Source organism: Streptomyces sp. NPDC002640 (genome assembly GCF_053592575.1).
On the sequence record NZ_JBSFVZ010000027.1, the window covers coordinates 17,873 to 37,622 of the forward strand.

General features: G+C 71.3%; 20 protein-coding genes and 1 pseudogene. 9 read left to right on the top strand and 12 right to left on the bottom strand.

What is annotated here, in order from left to right:
- Positions 1-226: 226 nt before the first annotated feature.
- A complete protein-coding gene (locus tag ACWD3O_RS28585; RefSeq protein WP_451417907.1) occupies positions 227-2,614 on the bottom strand; it encodes a helix-turn-helix domain-containing protein in 2,388 nt (795 codons plus the stop codon).
- A gap of 193 nt (positions 2,615-2,807) precedes the next feature.
- Between ACWD3O_RS28585 and ACWD3O_RS28590 the strand changes: the two genes are divergently transcribed.
- The 5 genes from ACWD3O_RS28590 to ACWD3O_RS28610 all read left to right on the top strand — a co-directional run bounded on the left by ACWD3O_RS28590 (position 2,808) and on the right by ACWD3O_RS28610 (position 7,752).
- The gene (locus ACWD3O_RS28590; protein WP_451412967.1) at positions 2,808-3,035 is read left to right on the top strand and encodes a hypothetical protein; all 228 of its coding nucleotides are present in this window, start codon (positions 2,808-2,810) and stop codon (positions 3,033-3,035) included.
- A gap of 120 nt (positions 3,036-3,155) precedes the next feature.
- Entirely contained in the window at positions 3,156-4,244 is a 1,089-nt protein-coding gene (locus ACWD3O_RS28595; RefSeq protein WP_451417908.1) for an alpha/beta hydrolase, read from the top strand.
- 69 nt (positions 4,245-4,313) lie between these two features.
- A complete protein-coding gene (locus tag ACWD3O_RS28600) occupies positions 4,314-5,465 on the top strand; it encodes a serine hydrolase domain-containing protein (protein WP_451412965.1) in 1,152 nt (383 codons plus the stop codon).
- Positions 5,466-5,710: 245 nt separating this feature from the next.
- Positions 5,711-7,168, top strand: coding sequence for an FG-GAP and VCBS repeat-containing protein (locus ACWD3O_RS28605; RefSeq protein WP_451412964.1), 1,458 nt, complete (start codon positions 5,711-5,713; stop codon positions 7,166-7,168).
- Positions 7,169-7,344: 176 nt separating this feature from the next.
- Positions 7,345-7,752 carry a thiol-disulfide oxidoreductase DCC family protein gene (locus ACWD3O_RS28610; protein ID WP_451417909.1) on the top strand — a complete coding sequence of 136 codons (408 nt, stop codon included), beginning with the start codon at positions 7,345-7,347 and terminating at the stop codon, positions 7,750-7,752.
- A 27-nt stretch (positions 7,753-7,779) separates the two neighbouring features.
- On the opposite strand, the gene ACWD3O_RS28615 is transcribed toward ACWD3O_RS28610, so the two are convergent.
- The 3 genes and pseudogenes from ACWD3O_RS28615 to ACWD3O_RS28625 all read right to left on the bottom strand — a co-directional run.
- Positions 7,780-8,136: an STAS domain-containing protein gene (locus tag ACWD3O_RS28615; protein WP_451412962.1), complete on the bottom strand. Its 357-nt coding sequence runs from the start codon at positions 8,134-8,136 to the stop codon at positions 7,780-7,782.
- Positions 8,137-8,375: 239 nt separating this feature from the next.
- Positions 8,376-8,831 carry a hypothetical protein gene (locus ACWD3O_RS28620; RefSeq protein WP_451412961.1) on the bottom strand — a complete coding sequence of 152 codons (456 nt, stop codon included), beginning with the start codon at positions 8,829-8,831 and terminating at the stop codon, positions 8,376-8,378.
- Positions 8,832-8,949: 118 nt separating this feature from the next.
- Positions 8,950-9,209 (bottom strand): annotated as a pseudogene (locus ACWD3O_RS28625) (substrate-binding domain-containing protein); the annotation flags it as partial.
- Positions 9,210-9,299: 90 nt separating this feature from the next.
- On the opposite strand from ACWD3O_RS28625, the gene ACWD3O_RS28630 reads away from it, so the two are divergent.
- Positions 9,300-10,136, top strand: coding sequence for an alkane 1-monooxygenase (locus ACWD3O_RS28630; protein WP_451417910.1), 837 nt, complete (start codon positions 9,300-9,302; stop codon positions 10,134-10,136).
- 11 nt (positions 10,137-10,147) lie between these two features.
- On the opposite strand, the gene ACWD3O_RS28635 is transcribed toward ACWD3O_RS28630, so the two are convergent.
- Together ACWD3O_RS28635 and ACWD3O_RS28640 are read right to left on the bottom strand one after the other, a co-directional pair.
- Positions 10,148-10,960 (bottom strand): hypothetical protein, encoded by an 813-nt coding sequence (locus tag ACWD3O_RS28635; RefSeq protein ID WP_451417911.1) that lies wholly within the window; start codon positions 10,958-10,960, stop codon positions 10,148-10,150.
- A gap of 111 nt (positions 10,961-11,071) precedes the next feature.
- Positions 11,072-11,626: a TetR/AcrR family transcriptional regulator gene (locus ACWD3O_RS28640; RefSeq protein ID WP_451417912.1), complete on the bottom strand. Its 555-nt coding sequence runs from the start codon at positions 11,624-11,626 to the stop codon at positions 11,072-11,074.
- A gap of 105 nt (positions 11,627-11,731) precedes the next feature.
- On the opposite strand from ACWD3O_RS28640, the gene ACWD3O_RS28645 reads away from it, so the two are divergent.
- Positions 11,732-12,985, top strand: a complete 1,254-nt coding sequence (locus ACWD3O_RS28645) for an MFS transporter (RefSeq protein WP_451417948.1) — start codon at positions 11,732-11,734, stop codon at positions 12,983-12,985.
- Positions 12,986-13,220: 235 nt separating this feature from the next.
- Positions 13,221-13,727, top strand: a complete 507-nt coding sequence (locus ACWD3O_RS28650) for an NlpC/P60 family protein (protein WP_451417913.1) — start codon at positions 13,221-13,223, stop codon at positions 13,725-13,727.
- Positions 13,728-13,791: 64 nt separating this feature from the next.
- Here ACWD3O_RS28650 and ACWD3O_RS28655 read toward each other — a convergent pair whose 3' ends face one another.
- Positions 13,792-14,613, bottom strand: coding sequence for an SDR family NAD(P)-dependent oxidoreductase (locus ACWD3O_RS28655; protein ID WP_451412956.1), 822 nt, complete (start codon positions 14,611-14,613; stop codon positions 13,792-13,794).
- A 119-nt stretch (positions 14,614-14,732) separates the two neighbouring features.
- Between ACWD3O_RS28655 and ACWD3O_RS28660 the strand changes: the two genes are divergently transcribed.
- The gene (locus ACWD3O_RS28660; RefSeq protein WP_451412955.1) at positions 14,733-15,362 is read left to right on the top strand and encodes a TetR/AcrR family transcriptional regulator; all 630 of its coding nucleotides are present in this window, start codon (positions 14,733-14,735) and stop codon (positions 15,360-15,362) included.
- Here ACWD3O_RS28660 and ACWD3O_RS28665 read toward each other — a convergent pair.
- The 5 genes from ACWD3O_RS28665 to ACWD3O_RS28685 all read right to left on the bottom strand — a co-directional run bounded on the left by ACWD3O_RS28665 (position 15,355) and on the right by ACWD3O_RS28685 (position 19,661).
- The gene (locus tag ACWD3O_RS28665; protein WP_451417914.1) at positions 15,355-15,975 is read right to left on the bottom strand and encodes a response regulator; all 621 of its coding nucleotides are present in this window, start codon (positions 15,973-15,975) and stop codon (positions 15,355-15,357) included. The genes ACWD3O_RS28660 and ACWD3O_RS28665 overlap by 8 nt on opposite strands.
- Complete coding sequence (locus ACWD3O_RS28670) at positions 15,972-17,321, bottom strand: sensor histidine kinase (protein ID WP_451417915.1); 1,350 nt, start codon at positions 17,319-17,321, stop codon at positions 15,972-15,974. Before ACWD3O_RS28670 ends, ACWD3O_RS28665 begins: the two co-directional genes overlap by 4 nt.
- A gap of 6 nt (positions 17,322-17,327) precedes the next feature.
- The gene (locus ACWD3O_RS28675) at positions 17,328-18,095 is read right to left on the bottom strand and encodes an ABC transporter permease (protein WP_451417916.1); all 768 of its coding nucleotides are present in this window, start codon (positions 18,093-18,095) and stop codon (positions 17,328-17,330) included.
- Positions 18,092-19,027 carry an ABC transporter ATP-binding protein gene (locus ACWD3O_RS28680; RefSeq protein ID WP_451417917.1) on the bottom strand — a complete coding sequence of 312 codons (936 nt, stop codon included), beginning with the start codon at positions 19,025-19,027 and terminating at the stop codon, positions 18,092-18,094. The genes ACWD3O_RS28675 and ACWD3O_RS28680 overlap by 4 nt, the downstream gene beginning before the upstream one ends.
- A gap of 103 nt (positions 19,028-19,130) precedes the next feature.
- Positions 19,131-19,661, bottom strand: coding sequence for an SMI1/KNR4 family protein (locus ACWD3O_RS28685; RefSeq protein WP_451417918.1), 531 nt, complete (start codon positions 19,659-19,661; stop codon positions 19,131-19,133).
- Positions 19,662-19,750 lie beyond the last annotated feature (89 nt).

Here is a 19,750-nt window from a genome sequence, read left to right on the forward strand (position 1 = left end):
GGACGCCCCAGAAGCTGTCACGGGTTCCGCACATGCCACCGGTCCGTGCCCGCGAATTGCTCAAACTCACGGGCGAATCCAAGACTCTGTGAAACTCCCGGGGAATCGGGGGAGAGAGTGATTTCAGCGAAGAAAGGACCGATATGCCCGTGACAACGAGTAGTGCGAAGTGACCGGATGTCGACGCCATGAGTCACGCAGTCGTCACTCATGACCGGCGTCATCGTCATGGCGTCGGTGTCTTCTCGAGCCCGGCCTGCCGGTGGAGCGGGGCGTGGGCGAGGTGATGCTGGAGGTGGATGTGACGGAACTGGTAGACCGCGCCGGTCCGCCGCAGGACGCCTCGGTGGTACGCGTCCTTCAGGAACGCGTCGGTGTTCCAGGGCAGCCGGCCCCTGAGGGGCAGCAGGACGCGGACGAAGATCAGCCACTGTCCCCATGCGGTGAAGCACAGGGCGTACGACAGGCCGCCGCCGATGCCGCCCACCGTGCCGATGACGACCGCGTCCTGCGGCAGCCACACCAGAGGGCCGAGGAGCGGGTCCAGCACAGAGGTGATCAGCTGCCCGCCGAAGGCGATGGCCAGGGCGAGGGCGGGAGCGATGACGGTCAACTGGCTCCGTACCGCCCTGCGGTTGGCGTCCAGGAGGCTGTCGGGTGTGGCCGCGGAGGACACGTCCAGGGGGGCTTCCAGCATGGCGGTCAGTCCGAAGACCGTGCCGAAGGCGAGGCCGAAGATCAGCCCGAGCAGCAACGCGTCGGTCGCCAGGACCTGGAGCACCTTGGACGATGTGAGCGCCCAGTCGAGGTAGAGGACCCGCTGCAGTGTCGTGGTGCTGGAGACGCCGACGCCGAGGGCGAGCCCGGCCAGCAGCATGGCGCCGAAACGGGCGGCGAACGTGCGGGCGAGGGAGCGCCCGGTGCCGAGTCCGCCGGGTGGGCGCAGGCGCAGTCGCGTGCGCGAGGGGGCGAAGGCGCTGCCGCCCAAGGTGGTCATTCCCGCGTACAGGGCGCCGCAGGTGATCCCGGCGCCGAGTCCCAGGGCGGCCCCTTGGGTCATCGCCGGCACGAAGGTGACCTCCTCGACGAACACGGAGATGAGCGCGTTGGTCAGCCAGACCGTCAGGGCGACGCACAGCGCGGACACGGCCGCCACCGCCAGCGCACGGGTCGAGGTACGCAGCGACTGGCCGATCTGCCACCAGGCGATGTCCTGCCGCTGCCGGCCGGTGCGGGCCAGGTGGCGGGCGAGGTGGCCGAACCAGTGCCGGGCGCGCTCGGGCGTCCATTGCCGGAGCCGGTCGCCGCGGGCGTGCCCCTCCGACGCGCGGGGGCGGTAGACCGTCGGTACGAAGGCGGCGAGCAGGTGGCGCCGCAGGGAGTCCTCGGTCGGGAAGCGTGACACGTTAGTCAGTTCCCTCGGGTCCCCGGTCTCTCCCTCGCCGTACACCGTGCGGGCCAGGAACACCATCAGCGGGGTGCTGAGGACCTGACGCAGCCGCAGTTCCGGGTCGGTACGCCCTGCCAGGAGGCGGCACCACGAACCCTCGCCGGACGAGGCGGAGCGGGTGGCGCGTGGCATGTAGTCGAGGAGGTCGGCCGGCGTGATGTCGGCCAGTTCCACCGCGGCGGCCCACTTCAGAGGCGTCGCCGCCTTGCCGGGCGCGGGCCGTACGGCCGTCGCGTACTCGTCCGGGCGGCTGGTCAGGACGAGCGGCAGCGACGTCCGGTTGAGTTCCCCGAGCGCCGTGCGCCGCAGGCCCTCGGCCATCTCGTCGAAGCCGTCCAGGACCGGAAGCACGTGCCCGTCGTCGACCAGTGCGGCGGCCAGTGTCCCGCCGGGGGAGGAACGGCGGTGCAGGTACGGGTGGTCACGCAGCAGGCGGTCGGTGAGCCAGCCGCGCAGGGTGTGGACGGTGGGGTCCCAGGAACCGATGTCGAAGATCAGCGGTACGGGGTCGGTTCCGGAGCGGGCGCCGTCCTGGAGGAGGTCGAGGACGAGCCGGACGGCGATCACCGACTTGCCCGAGCCCGCCTGGCCGAGGACGACCAGCCGCCCCGAGCCGATACTCCGGTACAGGTCGCCGATGCCGTGCTGATCGCCGCTCAGGTCCAGCGGCTCGGCGTCGGCGCCGGGGGGAAGGCGCCGGATGTTCGCGTCCAGGTCGGTGATCGCGGTGGACCCGGACACGGGACGCCAGCGCACCGGGAGCGGATACGGGTCGAGGACCAGGCGCTGTTCTTCCTCCCGCTGTAAACGGCGACGCGTTTCCGTGGCCAGTTCTGCGGCGGCTTCGGACAGCCGGCTGTTCACCACCGGCCGGGGGAATTCGCGCCGCATTCCCGGTGGTGAAGGTGTTTCCGTGGCCGGTTCGGCTGGGGCCTCGTCCTGAAGTGCGGTGAGTACGGCCGCCATTCTGCGGCGGTCGTCGGCGTCCAGTTCCATGGCGTCGAGGAGCTGGTTCACGGTGTCCCTGCGGACGTTGCGTGCCTTCCCGGTCTCGATCCGGCTGATGTGGGTCGCGCTGATTCCCGAGCGTTCCTCCAGCTTCAGCTGGCTCAGGCCCGCCTTCGCCCGGAGCTCTCTCAGCAAGGGACCGAGCTCGTCCGTCATTTCGACGCCCCTCCCACCTGCGCTTCCACGTCCCCGTGGCCCGGTGATCCTGGCGCCGCAGTCTACCGGGACGACCTTGACATATATGTCCAGGCCCATGTCATGGCCTCGTTCCCGGTCGGGCACCACGCTGGGAGCCACCTGAAGCGCCCGTGCCGCAGGGGGACAGAAGGCAGGAAAGGCAGGAATCGACATGGCCTATCGCTACTGGTGCGGTGAATGCCGCCACCGGACCTTGTGGCTGCGTCAGTCCGAGGCCGAGCAGAAACACCTCGACCATTACGTGGCCGAGCACCCGCGCATCGCGCCAGGAGGACGGATCGAAATCGACGACAAGGACCCTGAGGGCATTTCAGGATGCTGGCTGATTCTGATCGCTCTCGCGCTTCTCCTGATTCTCCCCGCCGCCTGCCAGCGGTGACGGGGAGCGGTGGAAAGAGCCGCCGACACAGCAATGCCGATGCACAACCCACGACCCACGACCCACAACCCACAACCCACAACCCACGACCCACGACCGCCAGGAGAAGGAACGCGATTCATGATGACTCCTCCCACGTCCCGTGTCCGGCACCCCATCCGCCGGTCCGTATCCGCCGCCGCGGCGGTGGTCGCCGTGCTGGGTGGCCTGTCGGCGCAGCCGGCCCACGCCACCGCGTCGCAGGTCCCCGTTTTCCGGGACGGATTCGGACTCACCCAGGTCGCCGGCGGGTCCGTCGCCCACAGCGACACGGACTTCACCCTCACCGTCACCACCGCCGAGGTCGCCGGTCCCCATCGGATTCGGGTGTTCCTGCCCTCCGGATACGCCGCGGACCCCGACCGGCGCTGGCCCGTCACCTACTTCCTGCACGGCGGCCCCGGCACCGTCGACGACGCGGCGGCGGTGCCCGCCCTGCGCTCCGACGACATGATCACCGTGGTACCCGACGGCGGACGCAAGGGCTGGTACGCCGACTGGGTCATGCAGAACACCGCGCTGGGCGCCGCCAACTGGGAGACCTTCCACCTCGAGCAGGTCGTCCCGTTCATCGACGCCAACCTGCGCACCCTGCCGGACCGCGCCCACCGCGCCGTGTCCGGGCTGTCCATGGGCGGCAGCGGCGCACTGCACTACGCCGAGGCGCGGCCCGACCTGTTCGGTCACGTGGCCGCCCTGTCCGGCGGTCTCGATTTCGGCATGGCGGAGGTCCGCGCCGCCGTCCTGGCCACGGAGCTGAACCTGCCGGGCGTCTGGTGCGCCGTCAGCTCCGCCCCCGCCGGCAGCTGCGCGGACTACGGCCCGTACGTCGACAGCGACGCGATCTTCGGCTCGCCGTACCCGATCTTCGACGACCGGGTCTGGAAGGCGTACGACCCCGCCTCCCCCACCAACCTGGCCCGCCTCGCCGACACCGGAGTCACCCTCTACACCGGTGACAACGACCTCGTCGAGAGCTACACCGCCAGGGCCTCGCACACCGTCAAGTCCCGTCTCGACCGGCTCGGCATCGAGAACCGCCTCGTCGACTACGGGAACGGCGCCTCCCTGGCCCCCGCCTGCGAGGGCACGCACAGCTACACCTGCTGGGCGCCCGCGTTCGCGGACTGGGTCCCCCGCGTGACGGCGGCCTTCGAGGCCGCCTCCTGACGGGCGTCCGTCGACGGCTGACCCCCTTGACGGCCCCGTGCCCACCACCGACTCATCGAGGAGAACCCCATGACCATCCGCCGCAGCAGAACCAAGCTGTCCGCCGTCGTCGGCGCCGTGTGCGCGTTGGCGATGACGCTCACGGCGCACAGCGGGACGGCGTACGCCGGGACCGACGACCACGCCGCGACCCTCGCGGCGCTCCGGACGCTCCAGGCCGCCGCCGGCCCGGGAGCCGCCGTCCATGCCGGTGCGGACGGCACCGACTGGTCCTTGTCCGTCGGCACCGGCACGTACGGCGCCGACCGGCCGATCCGGCAGGACGAGCACTTCCTCGTCGGCAGCCAGACCAAGACGTTCACGGCCACCGTGGTGCTGCAACTGGTGGACGAGGGAAGGATCTCCCTCGACGCGCCCATCGAGACGTACCTGCCCGGCGTCGTCACCGGCAACGGCTACGACGGCGCCCGCATCACGGTGCGGCACCTCCTGCAGCACACCAGCGGCATCGCGGCGTACAGCCCGGGCCTGCCTCTCGATGTGCTGACGGTCCAGCCCCCGCGCAGGTCCGACGGCACGTACGATCCGCGGGAGGTCGTGCGGACGGGGCTGCGCCTCGATCCCGTCTCGGTGCCGGGCGCGGGTTTCACGTACTCCAACACCAACTACGTGATCCTGGGCCTGCTCGTCGAAGCGGTCACCGGAGCACCGGCGCGCGAGGCGGTCCACAGCCGCGTCATCGAGCCGCTGGGCCTCACCAGGACCTTCTTCCCCGCCCCCGGGGACCGCGCACTGCCCCTCCCGGCCGTCACCGGCCACCACGGCGTCCGGATCGGCGGCTTCTACGCCTGGACCCGGGCCCAGGTCATCGACCCGTCCCTGTACAGCAGCGCCGGCGCGATGGTGTCCACCCTGGAGGACGTGACGGCCTTCTACCAGGCGCTTCTCGGCGGTGAGCTCATCTCCTCGGCGTCCCTGGCCGAGATGCGGGACGTCGTGGACGCGGGCGAGCTGAGCGTGGGCCTGGGAATCGCGGCGTGGCAGTTGCCCTGCGGTGTCACGGCGTGGGGTCACAGCGGCGCCATGCCGGGTCACCACTCGTACACGCTGGTCACGGAGGACGGCCGGCACGCCTCCGCCATGACCAACGTGATGTTCCAGTTCGGCACGCCCACTCCGCAGATGCGCGCGGTCGTGGAGACGGCCATCTGCGAGAGCTGACCCGTGCGTCCCGGTGGCCGCCTCCCCCAGGAGATCTACAGGGGGGGGAGGCGGCCACCGGCGGGACGCGAGGGGGTGGTCGCCCCGATGGACCAGCGGCCCATCCGTCGAACGTCTTCACGGAATCCGTACAACCAACCCCACCCGTCACACGTCTGACCACTGCCGACCACTCACGCTCGGCCCAGTTCTTCCCCGGGGACCCGGCACGACGCCTCACCCCGCACGGCATTTGAGAGAGCCGCATGCACAGAAAGACCCGCACCACCCTCGCGACCGTCGCCGCCGCCGCAGTGACCGGCGGGCTGCTCACCTTCGCCGCCTCGACCACCGCCGTCGCCGTCGACGGCACCGTCGCCTCGCAGGCCGACTTCGACAACGACGGGGTCGCGGACATCGCGTCCTCGGCGATCTCCACCGTCGCCGGCAAGGCGGAGGCGGGCCAGGTCGTCGTCGCCTACGGCGTCCAGGGCACCGGCCTCACCTCCACCCGGCGCACGCTGATCAGCCAGGACACCTCCGGTGTCCCCGGCAGCGCCGAGACCGGCGACGGGTTCAGCGAGGAGACCGCCTACGCCGACTTCGACGGCGACGGTTACGACGACCTCGCCGTCGGCGCGCCCGGAGAGGACCTCGGCACCGACAAGGACGCCGGCATGGTCACCATCCTCTGGGGCTCCGCCAAGGGCATCACCGGCACCGGCGCAGTCCAGATCAACGACCCGGCCTCCACCTCGCACGACGGGTGGGGCCGCCTGCTCGCCGCCGGCGACTTCGACGGCGACGGCAAGCAGGACCTGACCGTCGGCACCAGCAAGAGCAAGGTGTACGTCTTCAAGGGCGGCATCAAGCGCAACGGCACCTACGGCAGCCGCCAGACCGTCCAGACGCCGATCAGGACGACTGCGACGCCGTTCAACCTCACCGCCGGCAACATCGACGGCGGCGCCACCGACCTGCTGGTCAGCGGCTACGAGCCCGAAGAGGGCTGGACCCGCAACTTCCTGCTGTTCGGCACCGGCTCGGGCCTGGACGCCCGCGGCCCCCAGGAGCTGCGCCCCGGCATCATCAGCGGCATCGGCGACATCGACCGCGACGGTTTCGGCGACGTCGTCAGCGGCGCCCAGTGGAACGCGGTCGACGAGAACGGCACCACCGTTCCCTACTCCGCCAAGGGCGGCAAGGTCTGGATCACCTACGGCAGCGAGTACGGCGTGGGCACCGTCCAGGGCATCACCCAGGACACCTCCGGCGTCCCCGGCACCGCCGAGACCAACGACATGTTCGGCCACGAGCTGGACCTCGGCGACGTCAACGGTGACGGCTTCCTCGACCTGGCGGTCGGCGTGGCCGGCGAGAACGTGGACGGCGTCACCGACACCGGCTCGGTCCTGGTCCTGTACGGCACCGCCTCCGGCATCACCGGCACCGGCGCGCAGTACATCGACCAGAACACCGCGGGCGTCCCCGGCTCGAACGAGAAGTACGACATGTTCGGCATCGACGTGAAGCTCGACGACGTCAACGGCGACGCCAGGGCAGACCTGGTGGTCGGCAGCGTCGAGAACGACCACAACGGCGCCATCACCTACATGCCGTCCACCGGCGGCAAGATCGGTGGCACCGGCCGTTCGCTCTCCCCGTCCGCGCTCGGCGTCTCCACGGCGGGCCGACCGGGGGTCGGCGTGAACTTCGCCGACTGACGCGTCGCATCCGTTCACCGGCCGGAGCCGGGGCGCCCCGGTGGCGTCCCGGCTCCGGCCGTTCCCCTGCCTGCCGGGAGCCGCTCGTCGTGGAGGTCGGCCTCTCGGTTGACCGGAGAGGCGACCGCGTCTCGCGGCGGGGGGCCGCGGTGCCGCTGCTGCGGCAGGATGGAGGTATGGGCGGTCCTCCGGCGCCGGTTCTGGTCTTCGACGGCGACTGCGGTTTCTGCACCTCCTCGGTGCGCGTCATCGAGCGGTGGGTGCGGCCGCGGTGCTTGTCCGTGCCCTGGCAGCGCGCGGACCTCGCCGCCCTCGGCGTCTCGGGTGACCGCGCGCGGCGCGAGGCGCTCTGGGTGACACCGGAGGGGACGGTCCACGGAGGCGCGGAGGCCGTGGCGCGGATCCTCCGGAGCGCGGGCGGCGGGTGGGCGCTGTGCGGGGCGGCGATGGCCCGGCCGCCGCTGAGCTGGGTGGCCCGTGCGGCCTATCGGGTCGTCGCGGCGAACCGGCGGCGCCTCCCCGGCGGCACCCCCGCCTGTGCCCTGCCGCCGCCCCTGCCACCGGCGGACGGCCCGCAGCGGTGAGCGTCCCTCGGGGGGATGTCGACAGCTCTACGGGCAGGGGTGAACCGTCCAGGGCGTGATGCCGGAGGGCGTGTCCGGCATCAGACGGGTGAGGTCGAACGAAACGGGGTCCGTCTCGGCGGCCAGGACCAGCAGGCGCAGTGGCTGGGGGTGCAGGTTGACGACGGTGGTGCGGAGGCCGCGGTGGTGGGGGGTGGTGTCGAAGAGGAGGTGGAGACCGGCGATGTCCATGAAGGGGGTGTGGTGCATGTCCCACTGCAGGTCGGTCACGCGCGGGGGCAGGGCGTGGGCTGCGGACATGAGCGGGGGGAGGCTGTCGTGGTCGATGTCGCCGCGCGGGGTGATGCGGGCGCGGGTGCCGTCGGTGGTGACGATGGGGTTCATGCCGGGCAGGCCCCCTTTCCGGGGGTTGTGAGCCCAAAGGCGGAGCTCCCTTTCTTCCGAAGAGAAGAGGGGCTGCGACGGTGGCCGGTGCCGGGTGCCCTGGGTGGGGGCAACGCCCGGCGTACCGAAGACCGTCCCCCCGAGTTCGGGGTCCGGCCTGTCTCGTTGTCCGTCCACCGTCGCACATCACCGCTGCCCACCGCGACACTCCCTCCGCTGTCGGGCCGCCGTGCCTGCCGCTATGCGGTGTCGGGGCTGTCCGGGCGGGCGGTGTGGGCGGGGTGGCCTGCGGTGCGCCGGGCCTCCTTCATCTCCGCCTCGTACAGGTGGTCCCTGCCGTCGGCCAGCTCCCGCAGTGCCTGCCGTTCCACCTGCTGGAACGGCTGGTAGTAGGTGCGGTTGTAGTCCTCGACGATCTGGAAGGTCCACCGTCCGGGGATGACGTTGCGGCCCAGGATCTCCTGCTGCACCCGGTCGGCCCAGTGTTCGTGGCCGGCCTCGCGCAGCAGGCGCACCGCCCGGTCCAGCTCCAGGTCGGCGCTTCCGGTCAGCTGGTGGAAGGAGTACAGGTGGCCGCGGGCCCGCTCGGTCGTCTCCAGCGCCTTCGACAGGGCTCCCAGGGCCTCGACCGTGACGTCGGTGACCCCGTCGGGTCGCTGATGCCGTGAGTCCGGTCCGTCATTCCGCGCGTTCATCGGCGACCGTCCCTTTCGCGTGGGCTCGTGGGCACGTGGTTCGGGCGGGCGTCCGGGTTCCCCGATTCGGCGGTGCAGACCTCACGCCTTCCCTCGTGGGAGGTGTGCGGGTCAGCGGGACGGCGGGGAGGTCGTCGGGGACGCGCAGTGACTGTCGGCGGGCGGCTCGGATCGCTCCGAGGGCCAGGGGTCGCTCGCGCAGATCACGCCGGTGATGCCGCGTTGCAGGAGTTGGGTGGCTGCGGCCTGTCCGCCTTCGAGGGAGACCATGGCGCGTGCGATGTTCTCGTCGGGGAGGCTGGTGCCCGCGGCGGCGGCGTCCTTGGCGGCCTGGAGCTTGCGCCGGGACGGCATGTGGTCGGCGGGGCCGAGCTCGAGGAGGACCGGTACTACCGCTGGTGCACGTACCTGTACCTGCCGCTGCAGTACGCCGGTCTGCTGTACGCGTGCGTGCTGTGGTCCGGCGGCATGAGCGTGCCGGACGCGCTGGGGCCGGCCGCCACGGTGGGTGTCGTCGCCGGTGTCGCCATCAACACCGCGCACGAGCTCGGGCACAAGCGGGAGGCGGTGGAGCGGCGGCTGGCCCGGCTCGCGCTCGCCCAGTCCGCCTACGGCCACTTCTCCGTCGAGCACAACCACGGCCACCACATCCGGGTGGCGACCCCCGAGGACCCCGCCAGTTCGCGGCTCGGTGAGAGCGTGTGGGCGTTCCTGCCGCGCACGGTCGCCGGCAGCGTACGCTCCGCCTGGCATCTGGAGGCGCGCCGCCTCGACCGCCGCGGGCACCGCGTCTGGTCGTACCGCAACGACGTGCTGACCGCGTGGGGCCTGACAGTGCTGCTGTTCGCCACGCTCGCCGCCCTCTTCGGCCCCGTCGTCCTCCCCTACCTGCTGGTGCAGGCGGCGTGCGGCGTCCTCCTGCTGGAGACGGTCAACTACCTGGAGCACTACGGCTTGTTGCGCGAGCGGCGCCCGGACGGTCGCCGGGTGCGGGTCGCCCCGCGCCACAGCTGGAACAGCAACAACGTCACCAGCAACATCTTCCTGTACCAGCTGCAGCGCCACTCCGACCACCACGCCGACCCGCTGCGGCGCTACCAGACTTTGCGCCACTTCGACGAGGCCCCGCAGCTCCCCTCCGGCTACGCCTCCATGATCGTCCTGGCCTGGGTGACCCCGCTGTGGCGCCGGGTGATGGACCCCAGGGTGCTGGCGCACTACGACGGCGACCCGCGGCGCGCCAACCTGCACCACCGGCGGGCGAGCCGCTACGGCGCGCCGTCCGGCCTCTTCCCGGCCCGGTGACCGTCAGTCCGTCAGTCCGCCAGCACGGGAAGGACGGCGAGGACGGCACCGCTGCCCAGCAGCGGCAGCGCGCCGAGGGCAAGGGGGACCGCCTTGAGCAGGGTTTTCCTGCCCGACAGGTCGAAGGAGTAGTCCCGGGGGTCCTCCGGGTCGTAGACGACGCGGGTCACCGGTCCGCTGTGCTTGCCCCGGCCGCTGCGCTCGACGCCGTCGATGTCGGTGAACCTGTACCAGGCCGCTCCGCCCTTGGTCCTGAAGTCCAGGGAGGCGGGTACGGTGATCCCGCGCCGCGTCAGGGCGAGGTGGACCAGCGTCATGGTCACCGCGAGGGACAGCAGGAGCGCGCCGAGGGCGAGCGGGATCGTGGCGGCGAGGGGGCCCACGGCGGTCGCGGCGCCGCGTGCGAAGCCGACCCAGACCGTGTAGCCGGCGTGGGCGAGGAGGAGTCCGAGCGCGATCATCTGCCGCCGCCGGTACTTGGGGTGGGATGCTGCCTCCTCCGCCTCCTGTGCCTCCTCCGGTGGAGCCAGCGGAGTGACCGTGACGCGGGCGCCGCCGGCCGGGTCGCGCCGCGCGGGGAGTGCGGGGGTCAGTGCGGCGACGAAGGCGGTGGCGGCCGTCGGGTTGCCGCCGTCCACGCGGTGCACGGCGCCGTCGGTGAGCACGATCTCGACGTGGTGCCCGTCGTCGACCCGGACCTCCCGCACCACGACGAGGGGGATCTCCGTCCGGGTGCGCCGGTCGGTGATCCGCAGACCACCGCCGTCGAGCGAGGTCTCGGTACCGTCGGCCCCGATCAGTATCGGTATCTGTGCGGAGATCACCGCGTCGCCCCCCCTGTCGTCACGCCACGGCGCCGTCCGCCGTCGCGCAACCGGAAACCTACCGCGAAAGGATCAGGGCCCATGGGGATCAGGGCCCATGCCGACGTGCCCTCATGCCTTCATGCTGACCGCGCGCACGACCGCGGCGACGTCCTCGCGGCTCATGGGTTCGGCGTCCATGGAGTTGTGGATGCTCAGTCCCTCCACCAGTGCGTCCAGGGCCCGGGCGGTGTGCGCGTCGAAGTGCCGGCTCAACGAGGCGCGGCTGGCCGCCATCCAGGACCGCGTCACGTGGAGCAGCGCCGGGCAGCGCGAGGCGAAGGCGTACAGCTCGTAGCTGAGGACCAGCTCCCGTGGACTGCCCGAGAGCGTGCCGCAGATGATCTCCACCACGGCGGCCCGTGCTTCCTCGACGTTCTCGGCCGCCTCCAGCGGTTCCCGGTAGCGGGCGGACATCGATTCCGCGAGCCGGGTGAACGCCTCGACGAGCAACTCGTGCCGGCCCTCGAAGTAGTACGTCATCGACCCCAGGGACACGCCCGCCGCCTCCGCGATGCGTCGCTGCGTGGCCCCGGTGACGCCGTGCTCGGCGATGACGTCGAGGGCCGAGTCGACGATGCGGTCCCGGCGTCCCGGGTCGTTGGGGCCACGCGAGCTGCCCGACATGATCTTCTCCCTTCCGACGCCGCCCGCAAGCATGTACGTTTGTACATACTTGCTCCGTAGGCGGCTACGCCCGCGGCACCTCACGTCTGGATCGAGTCCGCAGTGATAGACCTGGCCACACGCCGCCGCCGTACGGCATTGTTCCTCTTCTTCCTCATGCCGGGCTTGTCGATCTCCTCCTGGGTGACACGGACACCCGACATCAGGGATCAACTCGGCGCTTCCACGGCTCAGATGGGGATCGTCCTGTTCGGCCTGTCGGTCGGCTCGATGCTGGGCGTGCTCGGCTCCGGTGCACTGGTGGCGAGGTTCGGCACCCGGCCGGTCATCGGCGTGGGAACCGCCCTCGTCATCCTCAGCATGGCGGTGATCGGGTGCGGCGCTCTGTGGTCGTCCGCGCCCACCGTCATGGCGGGGCTGTTCCTCTTCGGCGCCGGCATGGGCGGCGGTGAGGTCGCCGTGAACGTCGACGGCGCCGAGGTGGAGCGGATCACCGACCGCACCGTCCTGCCCACCATGCACGGATTCTTCAGCCTCGGCACGGTCGCCGGGGCCTCGCTCGGCATCCTGTGCACCGCTGTCGGCTTCCCCGTGCACTGGCATCTGGTGGCCGTCGCCGTCGTCACGACCGCGGCCTTCGTCCACGCCCTGCGCGCCATCCCCGACGGCGTCGGCCGCACTCGCTCCGACAAGCGGACCGACCTCGCAGGGAAGCGGCGTCGGCCCGCGGTCTGGAAGGACCGGCGCCTGCTCCTGATCGGCGGCATCGTCCTGACCATGGCCCTGGCCGAGGGAGCGGCCAACGACTGGCTGCCCCTGCTCATGGTCGACGGGCACGACATGGATCCCGCCCTGGGATCGGCCGTCTACGCCGGCTTCGCCGCGGCCATGGCGGCCGGCCGCTTCGGCGGCGGCTTCTTCATCGACCGTTTCGGCCGTGCACCCGTCGTCCGCGCCAGCGCGGTCTTCGCCTCGCTCGGCCTGTCCGTGGTCGTCTTCTCCGACAACGCCGTCCTCGCCGGAGTCGCCGTCCTCCTGTGGGGGCTGGGGGCATCGCTCGGCTTCCCGCTGGCGCTGTCGGCCGCCGGCGACTCCGGCCCCGACTCGGCCTCCCGGGTCAGCCTGGTCGCGATGATCGGCTACGTCGCCTTCCTCGTGGGGCCCCCGGGCCTGGGCTTCCTCGGTGAGCACTACGGCCTGCGTGCCGCGATGACCGTCGTCCTCGCGTGCGTTGCCCTGGCCGTCTTCCTCGCCCCCGCCGTCGACACCCGCCGCGTCGCGCCGGCGCCGTCTGCCGGCGCACCGCACGGACCGATGCCGGAAGCGATGCCGGAACCGCACGGCCGCACCGACCACTGATCACGTGCGTTCCTCCGCCTCGGTCCGCGGCTGACAGAAAGGTGCCAGCGACGGGTCCGCGGTGGCGAGAGCGGCGTAGCCGAACAGGTGCTGCTGGGCCGTTTGCCGGGTCATGAAGGTCTGCGCGATGACGTGGTAGCCGTAGGCGTCCTCGAGGGCGAACGAGGTTCGCCGCGATCTCGGTCGCCGGCCGTTGCAGCCGGAACCGTCCTGCCCGGGCTCCCGCCGTCAGGACGTGCGTGTACAGCTGGACCTGGCGTCCGTAGAGCTCGCGGCGCAGCACGGCGTCCGAGGCGCGCCTGCGGGCCTGAGGGGAGAACTCGTAGAGCAGGCAGCACAGTTCGTCGTCCGGGCCGGCGGGCAGCCCCGAGCTCAGCAGGGCCGCGAGCTGGTCACGCGGGTCCGAGCAGCGTTGGACGTCTCGTTCGCGAGCGGTGCAGAACCGTTCCACGGCTTCGGCGAAGACCAGGTCGAACAGCTCAACTACTGGCTCCAGGGCCAGATCGACCAGGGGCGCCGCACCACCACCCCGCGCCCCGGCGACCTCATCTTCTGGGACACCGACCCGGGCGACGGCATCCGGTACGGCGGCGACCTGGACCACACCGGCGTCTACATCGGAAACGGGCAGGCCATCGACGCCAACGCCTACTACGGGCGCGTGAAGTACGACTCCGTGACCCTCGGCGGCACCGAACCGGACCCGATCTACGTCGACGTCCTGACGCCCAACGGCTACTGAGCCCGCCGGGTCCGGGCGGCGACGCTGCGGCGCACGGCCGTGCGCCGCAGCGTCGTCGCCGGGCTCAGCCGGGGGCCTGGCGGCTGAGGTGCTCCCAGGAGCGGTACAGCTCGGTTCGCTCCTGGTCCATCTCCAGGACGTGGTCGAAGGACTGGCCGCCGACGATCAGTCGCCGGGGCGGGTCCGGGAGCGCGGCCAGGCGCATGACGACCGGGGCGGCGGTCTCCGGCCGCGGGCCCGTGGTGTCACCCCACATCTCCTCCATCTCGGTGCGCAGGGCCTGGTACTGCGGCAGGGGTTCGGTCGTGGTGGTGCCGGTGGTGAACAGGCCGGTGTCGTAGCCGCCCATCTGCACGTTGGTGACCTTGACGCCGAAGCGCTCGACCTCCATCGCGAGGGCCTCGCCGACCGAGTCCAGCGCCGCCTTGCCCGCGCCGTAGTAGCCGACGGTCGCCATGCCACCGCCGCTGCCCATCGAGGTGACCTGGAGGAGCCGCCCGTCGCCGTGGGCGCGCAAGTAGGGCAGGGCCGCCTGGGACACCCACACGGCGCCGAAGAAGTTCACGTCGAAGTGGGCGCGGACCTGCTCCTCCGTGGCTTCCTCCACCATGCCGTAGAGCATTCCGCCGGCGTTGTTGACGACGACGTCGAGCCTGCCGAACGCGGCGGCCGCCCGCTCCACCCCGTCGAATACGCCTTGCCGGTCGGCGACGTCCATCGCGAGCGGGATCAGCCGGTCGGGGTACTTCCGGGCGAGTTCCTCCAGGGGTTCGACGTTGCGGGCGGCGCCCACCACCCGGTGGCCGTCCGCCAGGGCGGCCTCGGCGAAGGCTCGGCCCAGGCCCCGGGACGCGCCGGTGATGAGCCAGACCTGCGGATCCGTCACGGAATCTCACCTTCAGTAAAGGAGACGGCTCGTCTCGTTTCGTTTCGTTCAGGCTAGAGGGCGACCGGAGCTTGCGCAATACGGACCGTCTCGTTTTACCTTCGGGCTAGGCTGCACCCATGTCCATGGAGAAGGGGCCGGACCACTCCCGGCGCAAGGAACGGTCGCGGCAGGCGATCCTCACGGCGACCCGTGAGCTGATCGCGGAGGAGCCGTACGAGAAGGTCACGGTCGAGGCCATCGCCGCCCGCGCCGGCGTCGGCAAGCAGACGATCTACCGGCGGTGGCCCTCGAAGAGCACGGTGGTCTTCGCCGCGCTGCTGGCCCTGAGCGAGAACGCCGACGGGCAGTCGATCGCGCTGCCGGACACCGGCGACCTGGAGACGGATCTCAAGCACGTCATGCGCGCGACCGCGCTGGAGTTCGCCGATCCGGCCTTCGACCGGCTCATCCGCGCGCTCAACACGGAGATCGCCAACGACGCGGAGCTGGCGGCCGAGTACCGCCAGAAGCTGGCCCTGCCGCTGGACGAGGCGAAGAAGGCACGCCTGCGCAGCGCCCAGGAAGCGGGCCAGCTCGACGCCGCAGCCGATCTCGACCTAGTCCTCGAAGTGCTCTACGCACCCCTCTTCCAGCGGTGGCTGCACCGCAGCGCCCCCCTCACCACCGCGTACGCCGACGCACTCGTCGAGGCCACCCTCAGAGCGTTCGCCCCCACCGCCGCGCAGGGGCGGGACGGCGTCAGGTGAGCAGGCGGCGGCGGTAGCCCTCGGCCACCGCGGAGGCCCGGTCACGGACGCCGAGCTTGTCGTAGATGTGCTGCAGATGGGTCTTGATGCTCGCTTCGCCGATGAACAGGGCCGCCGCGGCCTCCCGGTTCGAGCTGCCGTTCGCGACCAGTTGCAGCACCTGCTTCTCCCGGTCGGTCAGGGTGCCGGCCCCGGGCCTGCGTACCTGCCCCATGAGGTGCTGCGTCACCGAGGGCGCGAGCACCGACTCCCCTCGTGCCGCTGCCCGGACGGCTCGCGTCAGTTCGTCGGGCAGGGCGTCCTTCAGGAGGTAGCCGATCGCGCCGGCCTCGATCGCCGGCAGCACGTCGCTCTCGCTGTCGAAGGTGGTGAGGATCAGCACGCGAGCGCGCGGGACCCGCTCGCTCAGGGCCGCGGTCGCGGCGACGCCGTCCATCCGGGGCATCCGGAGGTCCATGAGCACGACATCCGCCGCCAGCGTCTCCACCCGTTCGACGCCCTCGGCACCGTCCGCGGCCTCACCGACCACGACGATGTCCTCGGCGTCCGCGAAGGTGTCGCGAAGGCCGCCCCTCACGATCGGATGGTCATCGACGACGACCAGTCGAATCATCGGTCGGCCTTCCCCTTCTCCGCGGTCCCCCCGGGGGCGATCGCCGGAACACGCGCGCTGACCGAGGTGCCTTCCCCCGGCGTGCTCTGCACTTCCACCTGACCACCGACGCCCCTGATGCGCTGGCGCATGCTCGTCAGGCCGAAGCCGGTGCCGGCAGCTTCCGCGAAGCCGCGTCCGTCGTCGCGCACGTCGAGCAGCACCTCGCAGCCCGTGTACGACAGCGTGACGCCGACGCGGGAGGCCTTCGCGTGCTTCGCCACGTTGGTCAGCGCCTCCTGCGCGACGCGGAAGAGCGACACCTCGATCGCCGGGCTCAGCGGCTCCCGCGTCCCGGTGACCTCCACCTGGGCGCTGACGCCTTCGTCCTCGCACCACCGCTCGGTCAACGTGCGCAGCGCGTCGGGGAGGTGGGCTCGCCCGAGTTCCTGGGGGGCGAGCGCCTGCACGGACCGTCTGGCCTCGGTCAGACTGCTGCGGGCGAGCCGTAGTGCCCGGGCGACGTGCTCGTCGGACTCACCCCGCGCAGGGGCGGAACGCTGGGCCGCCTGGAGCTGCGTGATGATGCCGGCGAGGCCCTGTGCGAGCGTGTCGTGGATTTCCCCGGCCAGTCGCTGCCGCTCGTCCTGCGCTCCGGATTCACGGGCCTGTGCGACCAGTTGAGCGTGGAGTCCGGCGTTCTCGTGCAGTGCCGCCTCGAGTCGCTCGACGAGCGCCTCCCGCTTGCGTTCCTCCGGTTCGGTGCGTGCCGTGAGCAGGATGCCCACCCCGATCGCCGCGGTCTGCACGGCGACGACGAGGACGAACTCCGCGAGCACGTCCGGTGTCGGGCGGGTCCACACGCTCATCGCCGAGCCGTTGAGGGCGACGGATGTGGCCAGGACCGCGAGCACCCCGAGCGGCCACGGCCTGAGCAGGTACGCGTGGAAGAAGCCCGCGACGGTGAAGACGAGGAAGACGTCGGAGTACGTCATGAGGGTGACGCACAGCGCCAGCAGCCCGACGAAGAAGATCCCCGCCGGAACCGGCCGGAGCGTCCTCCTCGCGAGGGGCAGGGTGTGGCCGAGCAGCACCCACAGCACCGAGACGACGACCAGGCCGAGGACGGGAGCGGCCTCGGGCCAGAGGCGTTCACCGGAGTGGGGCAGCACCCACGAGCAGTGGATCGCCGTCGAGATCGCCAGCAGCAGCCAGGGCGTGGTCAGTTGCAGGACGTCCCAGACCCGTAGCTGCTGCTCCTTCCAGGCCAGGCGGGAGCGGTGCGCGATCTCCGCCTCCTCCACGACGGCGGATCCGCGTGTCCCAAGGCTCGGGCGCTCACCGGCCGCCCGGGTGTCCCGCGTCATCGGCATCTACTCCCAGCGGAAGAGCTTAGCGGCGATGGTGCCGGCGATCACCGCGATCACCGCCATGACGGCGATCTGCGTCCAGAAGGGCTGCGCACCGGCGGTGGCGGTGATCCCGCCCGCTTCGGGGGACCACGCCGCGGTGAGGGCCTGCAGCCCGGGAGGGATGAACTCGCCGACCTCGCGCAGCGCGTCGGGCATGACGGCGCGCGGCAGGAAGGCTCCGCCGAGGAACATCAGCGCGACGAACAGGAGGGTACCGATCTGGTTCGCGGCACTGCTCGTGCGGGCCACGGCCGCGGAGATCATGCCGAGCCCGAGCAGGGCGGCGTAGCCGGCGACGAAGGCGACGACGAACCGCAGGGGCCGCTCGGGCGGGGCGATGTCCAGCACCACCCGCGCGAGGAGGATCATGAGCACCGCGGAGACGACCACCGAGGCGAACGCGACGATCATCTGCGCGAGGAGGACGCTCCCGGGATGCGCGGGCGTCGTCGACAGTCTGCGGAGGATGCCGCGCTCACGACACGTCGTGATCACCGCCGGGATGTGCTGCACCGCGATCATCACCATCCCGAACACCAGCGCGGTCGGTGCCCAGATGTCGATGTCCCGGAGACCGCCATTGTCCGGCGACGGCTCGCCGAGCGCCGGGACGGCGCCCAGCCCGAGCAGGAGACCCGTCGGGAACAGCACACCGAGGACCACGGTGGTGGAGTCCCGCAGGAAGAGGCGCGTCTCGACCTTGACCATCTTCAGCAGCGCGCGCGTCACTCGCTCCTCCGCTCGGGGAGCTCATGGGCACCGGGGGCGTGTCCCGTGAGGGCCGCGAACGCGTCGTCGAGGCTGCGCCGGTCGACGCGGAGGTCCTCCGCGACGATCCGCGCCCTGGCGAGGGCTCCTGCGACGCTGCTCAGGAGCTGTCCGGTGCCGGTGACCAGCCAGCGGCCGCCGGTGACCCGGACGCCGGTCACGTCGGGCAGGTCGGTCAGGACGCTTTCGTCCAGCGGTTGACTCACGCGGAAGCGGACCTGCTGCAGCGCGCTCGAGCGGTCGATCAGCCCCGCGGGCGTGTCCACGGCGGCGACCCGGCCCTTGTCGATGACGGCGATCCGGTCGCTGAGGCGCTCCGCCTCGTCCATGAAGTGCGTGACGAGGAGGATCGTGACGCCCGCGTCGCGGACCCGCTCGATGAGGCTCCAGGTGTCGCGCCTCGCCTGCGGGTCCAGGCCCGTGGTGAGCTCGTCCAGAGTCGCGACTCTCGGGTTGCCGACCAGGGCGAGCGCGATCGACAGCCGCTGTTTCTGCCCGCCTGAGAGGGCCTTGTACCGTGTGCCGCGCTGCGCGGTGAGCCCGAGGAGTTCCATGAGTTCACGCCGGTCGGCGGGGTTCCGGTAGAACGAGCCGTACAGCTCGAGGGCCTCGGCGACGGTGATGGCGTCGGGGAGGCTGCTCTCCTGCAGCTGCACGCCGAGTCGCTGCCGCACCTCCGCCCGGTCCCTGACCGGGTCGAGTCCCAGCACGGAGATCGAGCCCGCGTCGGGGGTGCGCAGGCCGGCGATGCTCTCGACGGTGGTCGTCTTGCCTGCGCCGTTGGGCCCGATGATGCCGAAGACCTCCCCCTCCTCGACGCCGAACGAGACGTCGTCGACGGCCACGTGGCGCCCGTAGCGCTTGCGCAGGTTCCGTACTTCCAGTGCGGTCATGCACCTGAGTCTGGGACGCCGCGCACCCTGCCACATCGACCGTGGCGTGCGGGCTCCGGTTGATACGGGCATCCACCGTTCGGTGGATACGCGGCGGCACCGGCTACACGCAACCCGGCTCACCGGTGGTGACAAAGCGTGTCAAGGAGCGTTCCAGAAGTTCGAGGAACTGCCGCAGGTCGTCAGCTACCCGGTCGAGCTCTGGTTCGTCCGGCGACGCCGTTCGCGTCCGGTGGATCGCTCCGTCGGTATCGGCGACATAGGAGAGGCCACCACCGTTCGTGCCGATGACCAGACCGCCGGCCTGGTGGCCCCCACCGACATCAACAGCACCGTACTGCTGGAACTGCAGCAGAACCTCAGCCGCGGGGGCGACGAAATAGCCGTTGCCGACGTCTTCCCAGGTGATGCCGCCGATGCTGTCGTAGAAGGTGACCAGGTCGGCGGGAACGACGACGGCTTGGGCGAGCGCGCGAGCAGCGGTCTGGTGGGTGTGGTCGGCCGACCACACCTCGTTGACGCCCGGAGGAAAGCCGTGCCGGCGCTCGAAGTCGTCCGTCATGGCCTTCAGGGTCCGGGAGATCCTGTTGGTCCACGCGGCCAGCCAGGCGGGTGAAAGCGAACGGTCACGCATGGGGCCGGATCATGGCATGAGCCGCGGACATCCACGGTGCGCCCAGCAGACCTGCGCCCAAGGTCGGTACCACGTCCTGAGCTGTCGGT

Bases quoted from the DNA above. Each gene is read 5' to 3' on its own strand.
- ACWD3O_RS28610 (WP_451417909.1), top strand. From the start codon at position 7,345: ATGGGCGGTCCTCCGGCGCCGGTTCTGGTCTTCGACGGCGACTGCGGT.
- ACWD3O_RS28665 (WP_451417914.1), bottom strand. From the start codon at position 15,975: ATGATTCGACTGGTCGTCGTCGATGACCATCCGATCGTGAGGGGCGGC.
- ACWD3O_RS28595 (WP_451417908.1), top strand. From the start codon at position 3,156: ATGATGACTCCTCCCACGTCCCGTGTCCGGCACCCCATCCGCCGGTCC.
- ACWD3O_RS28685 (WP_451417918.1), bottom strand. From the start codon at position 19,661: ATGCGTGACCGTTCGCTTTCACCCGCCTGGCTGGCCGCGTGGACCAAC.
- ACWD3O_RS28620 (WP_451412961.1), bottom strand. From the start codon at position 8,831: ATGAACGCGCGGAATGACGGACCGGACTCACGGCATCAGCGACCCGAC.
- ACWD3O_RS28585 (WP_451417907.1), bottom strand. From the start codon at position 2,614: ATGACGGACGAGCTCGGTCCCTTGCTGAGAGAGCTCCGGGCGAAGGCG.
- ACWD3O_RS28660 (WP_451412955.1), top strand. From the start codon at position 14,733: ATGTCCATGGAGAAGGGGCCGGACCACTCCCGGCGCAAGGAACGGTCG.
- ACWD3O_RS28630 (WP_451417910.1), top strand. From the start codon at position 9,300: ATGAGCGTGCCGGACGCGCTGGGGCCGGCCGCCACGGTGGGTGTCGTC.
- ACWD3O_RS28590 (WP_451412967.1), top strand. From the start codon at position 2,808: ATGGCCTATCGCTACTGGTGCGGTGAATGCCGCCACCGGACCTTGTGG.
- ACWD3O_RS28600 (WP_451412965.1), top strand. From the start codon at position 4,314: ATGACCATCCGCCGCAGCAGAACCAAGCTGTCCGCCGTCGTCGGCGCC.
- ACWD3O_RS28680 (WP_451417917.1), bottom strand. From the start codon at position 19,027: ATGACCGCACTGGAAGTACGGAACCTGCGCAAGCGCTACGGGCGCCAC.
- ACWD3O_RS28670 (WP_451417915.1), bottom strand. From the start codon at position 17,321: ATGACGCGGGACACCCGGGCGGCCGGTGAGCGCCCGAGCCTTGGGACA.
- ACWD3O_RS28605 (WP_451412964.1), top strand. From the start codon at position 5,711: ATGCACAGAAAGACCCGCACCACCCTCGCGACCGTCGCCGCCGCCGCA.
- ACWD3O_RS28615 (WP_451412962.1), bottom strand. From the start codon at position 8,136: ATGAACCCCATCGTCACCACCGACGGCACCCGCGCCCGCATCACCCCG.
- ACWD3O_RS28640 (WP_451417912.1), bottom strand. From the start codon at position 11,626: ATGTCGGGCAGCTCGCGTGGCCCCAACGACCCGGGACGCCGGGACCGC.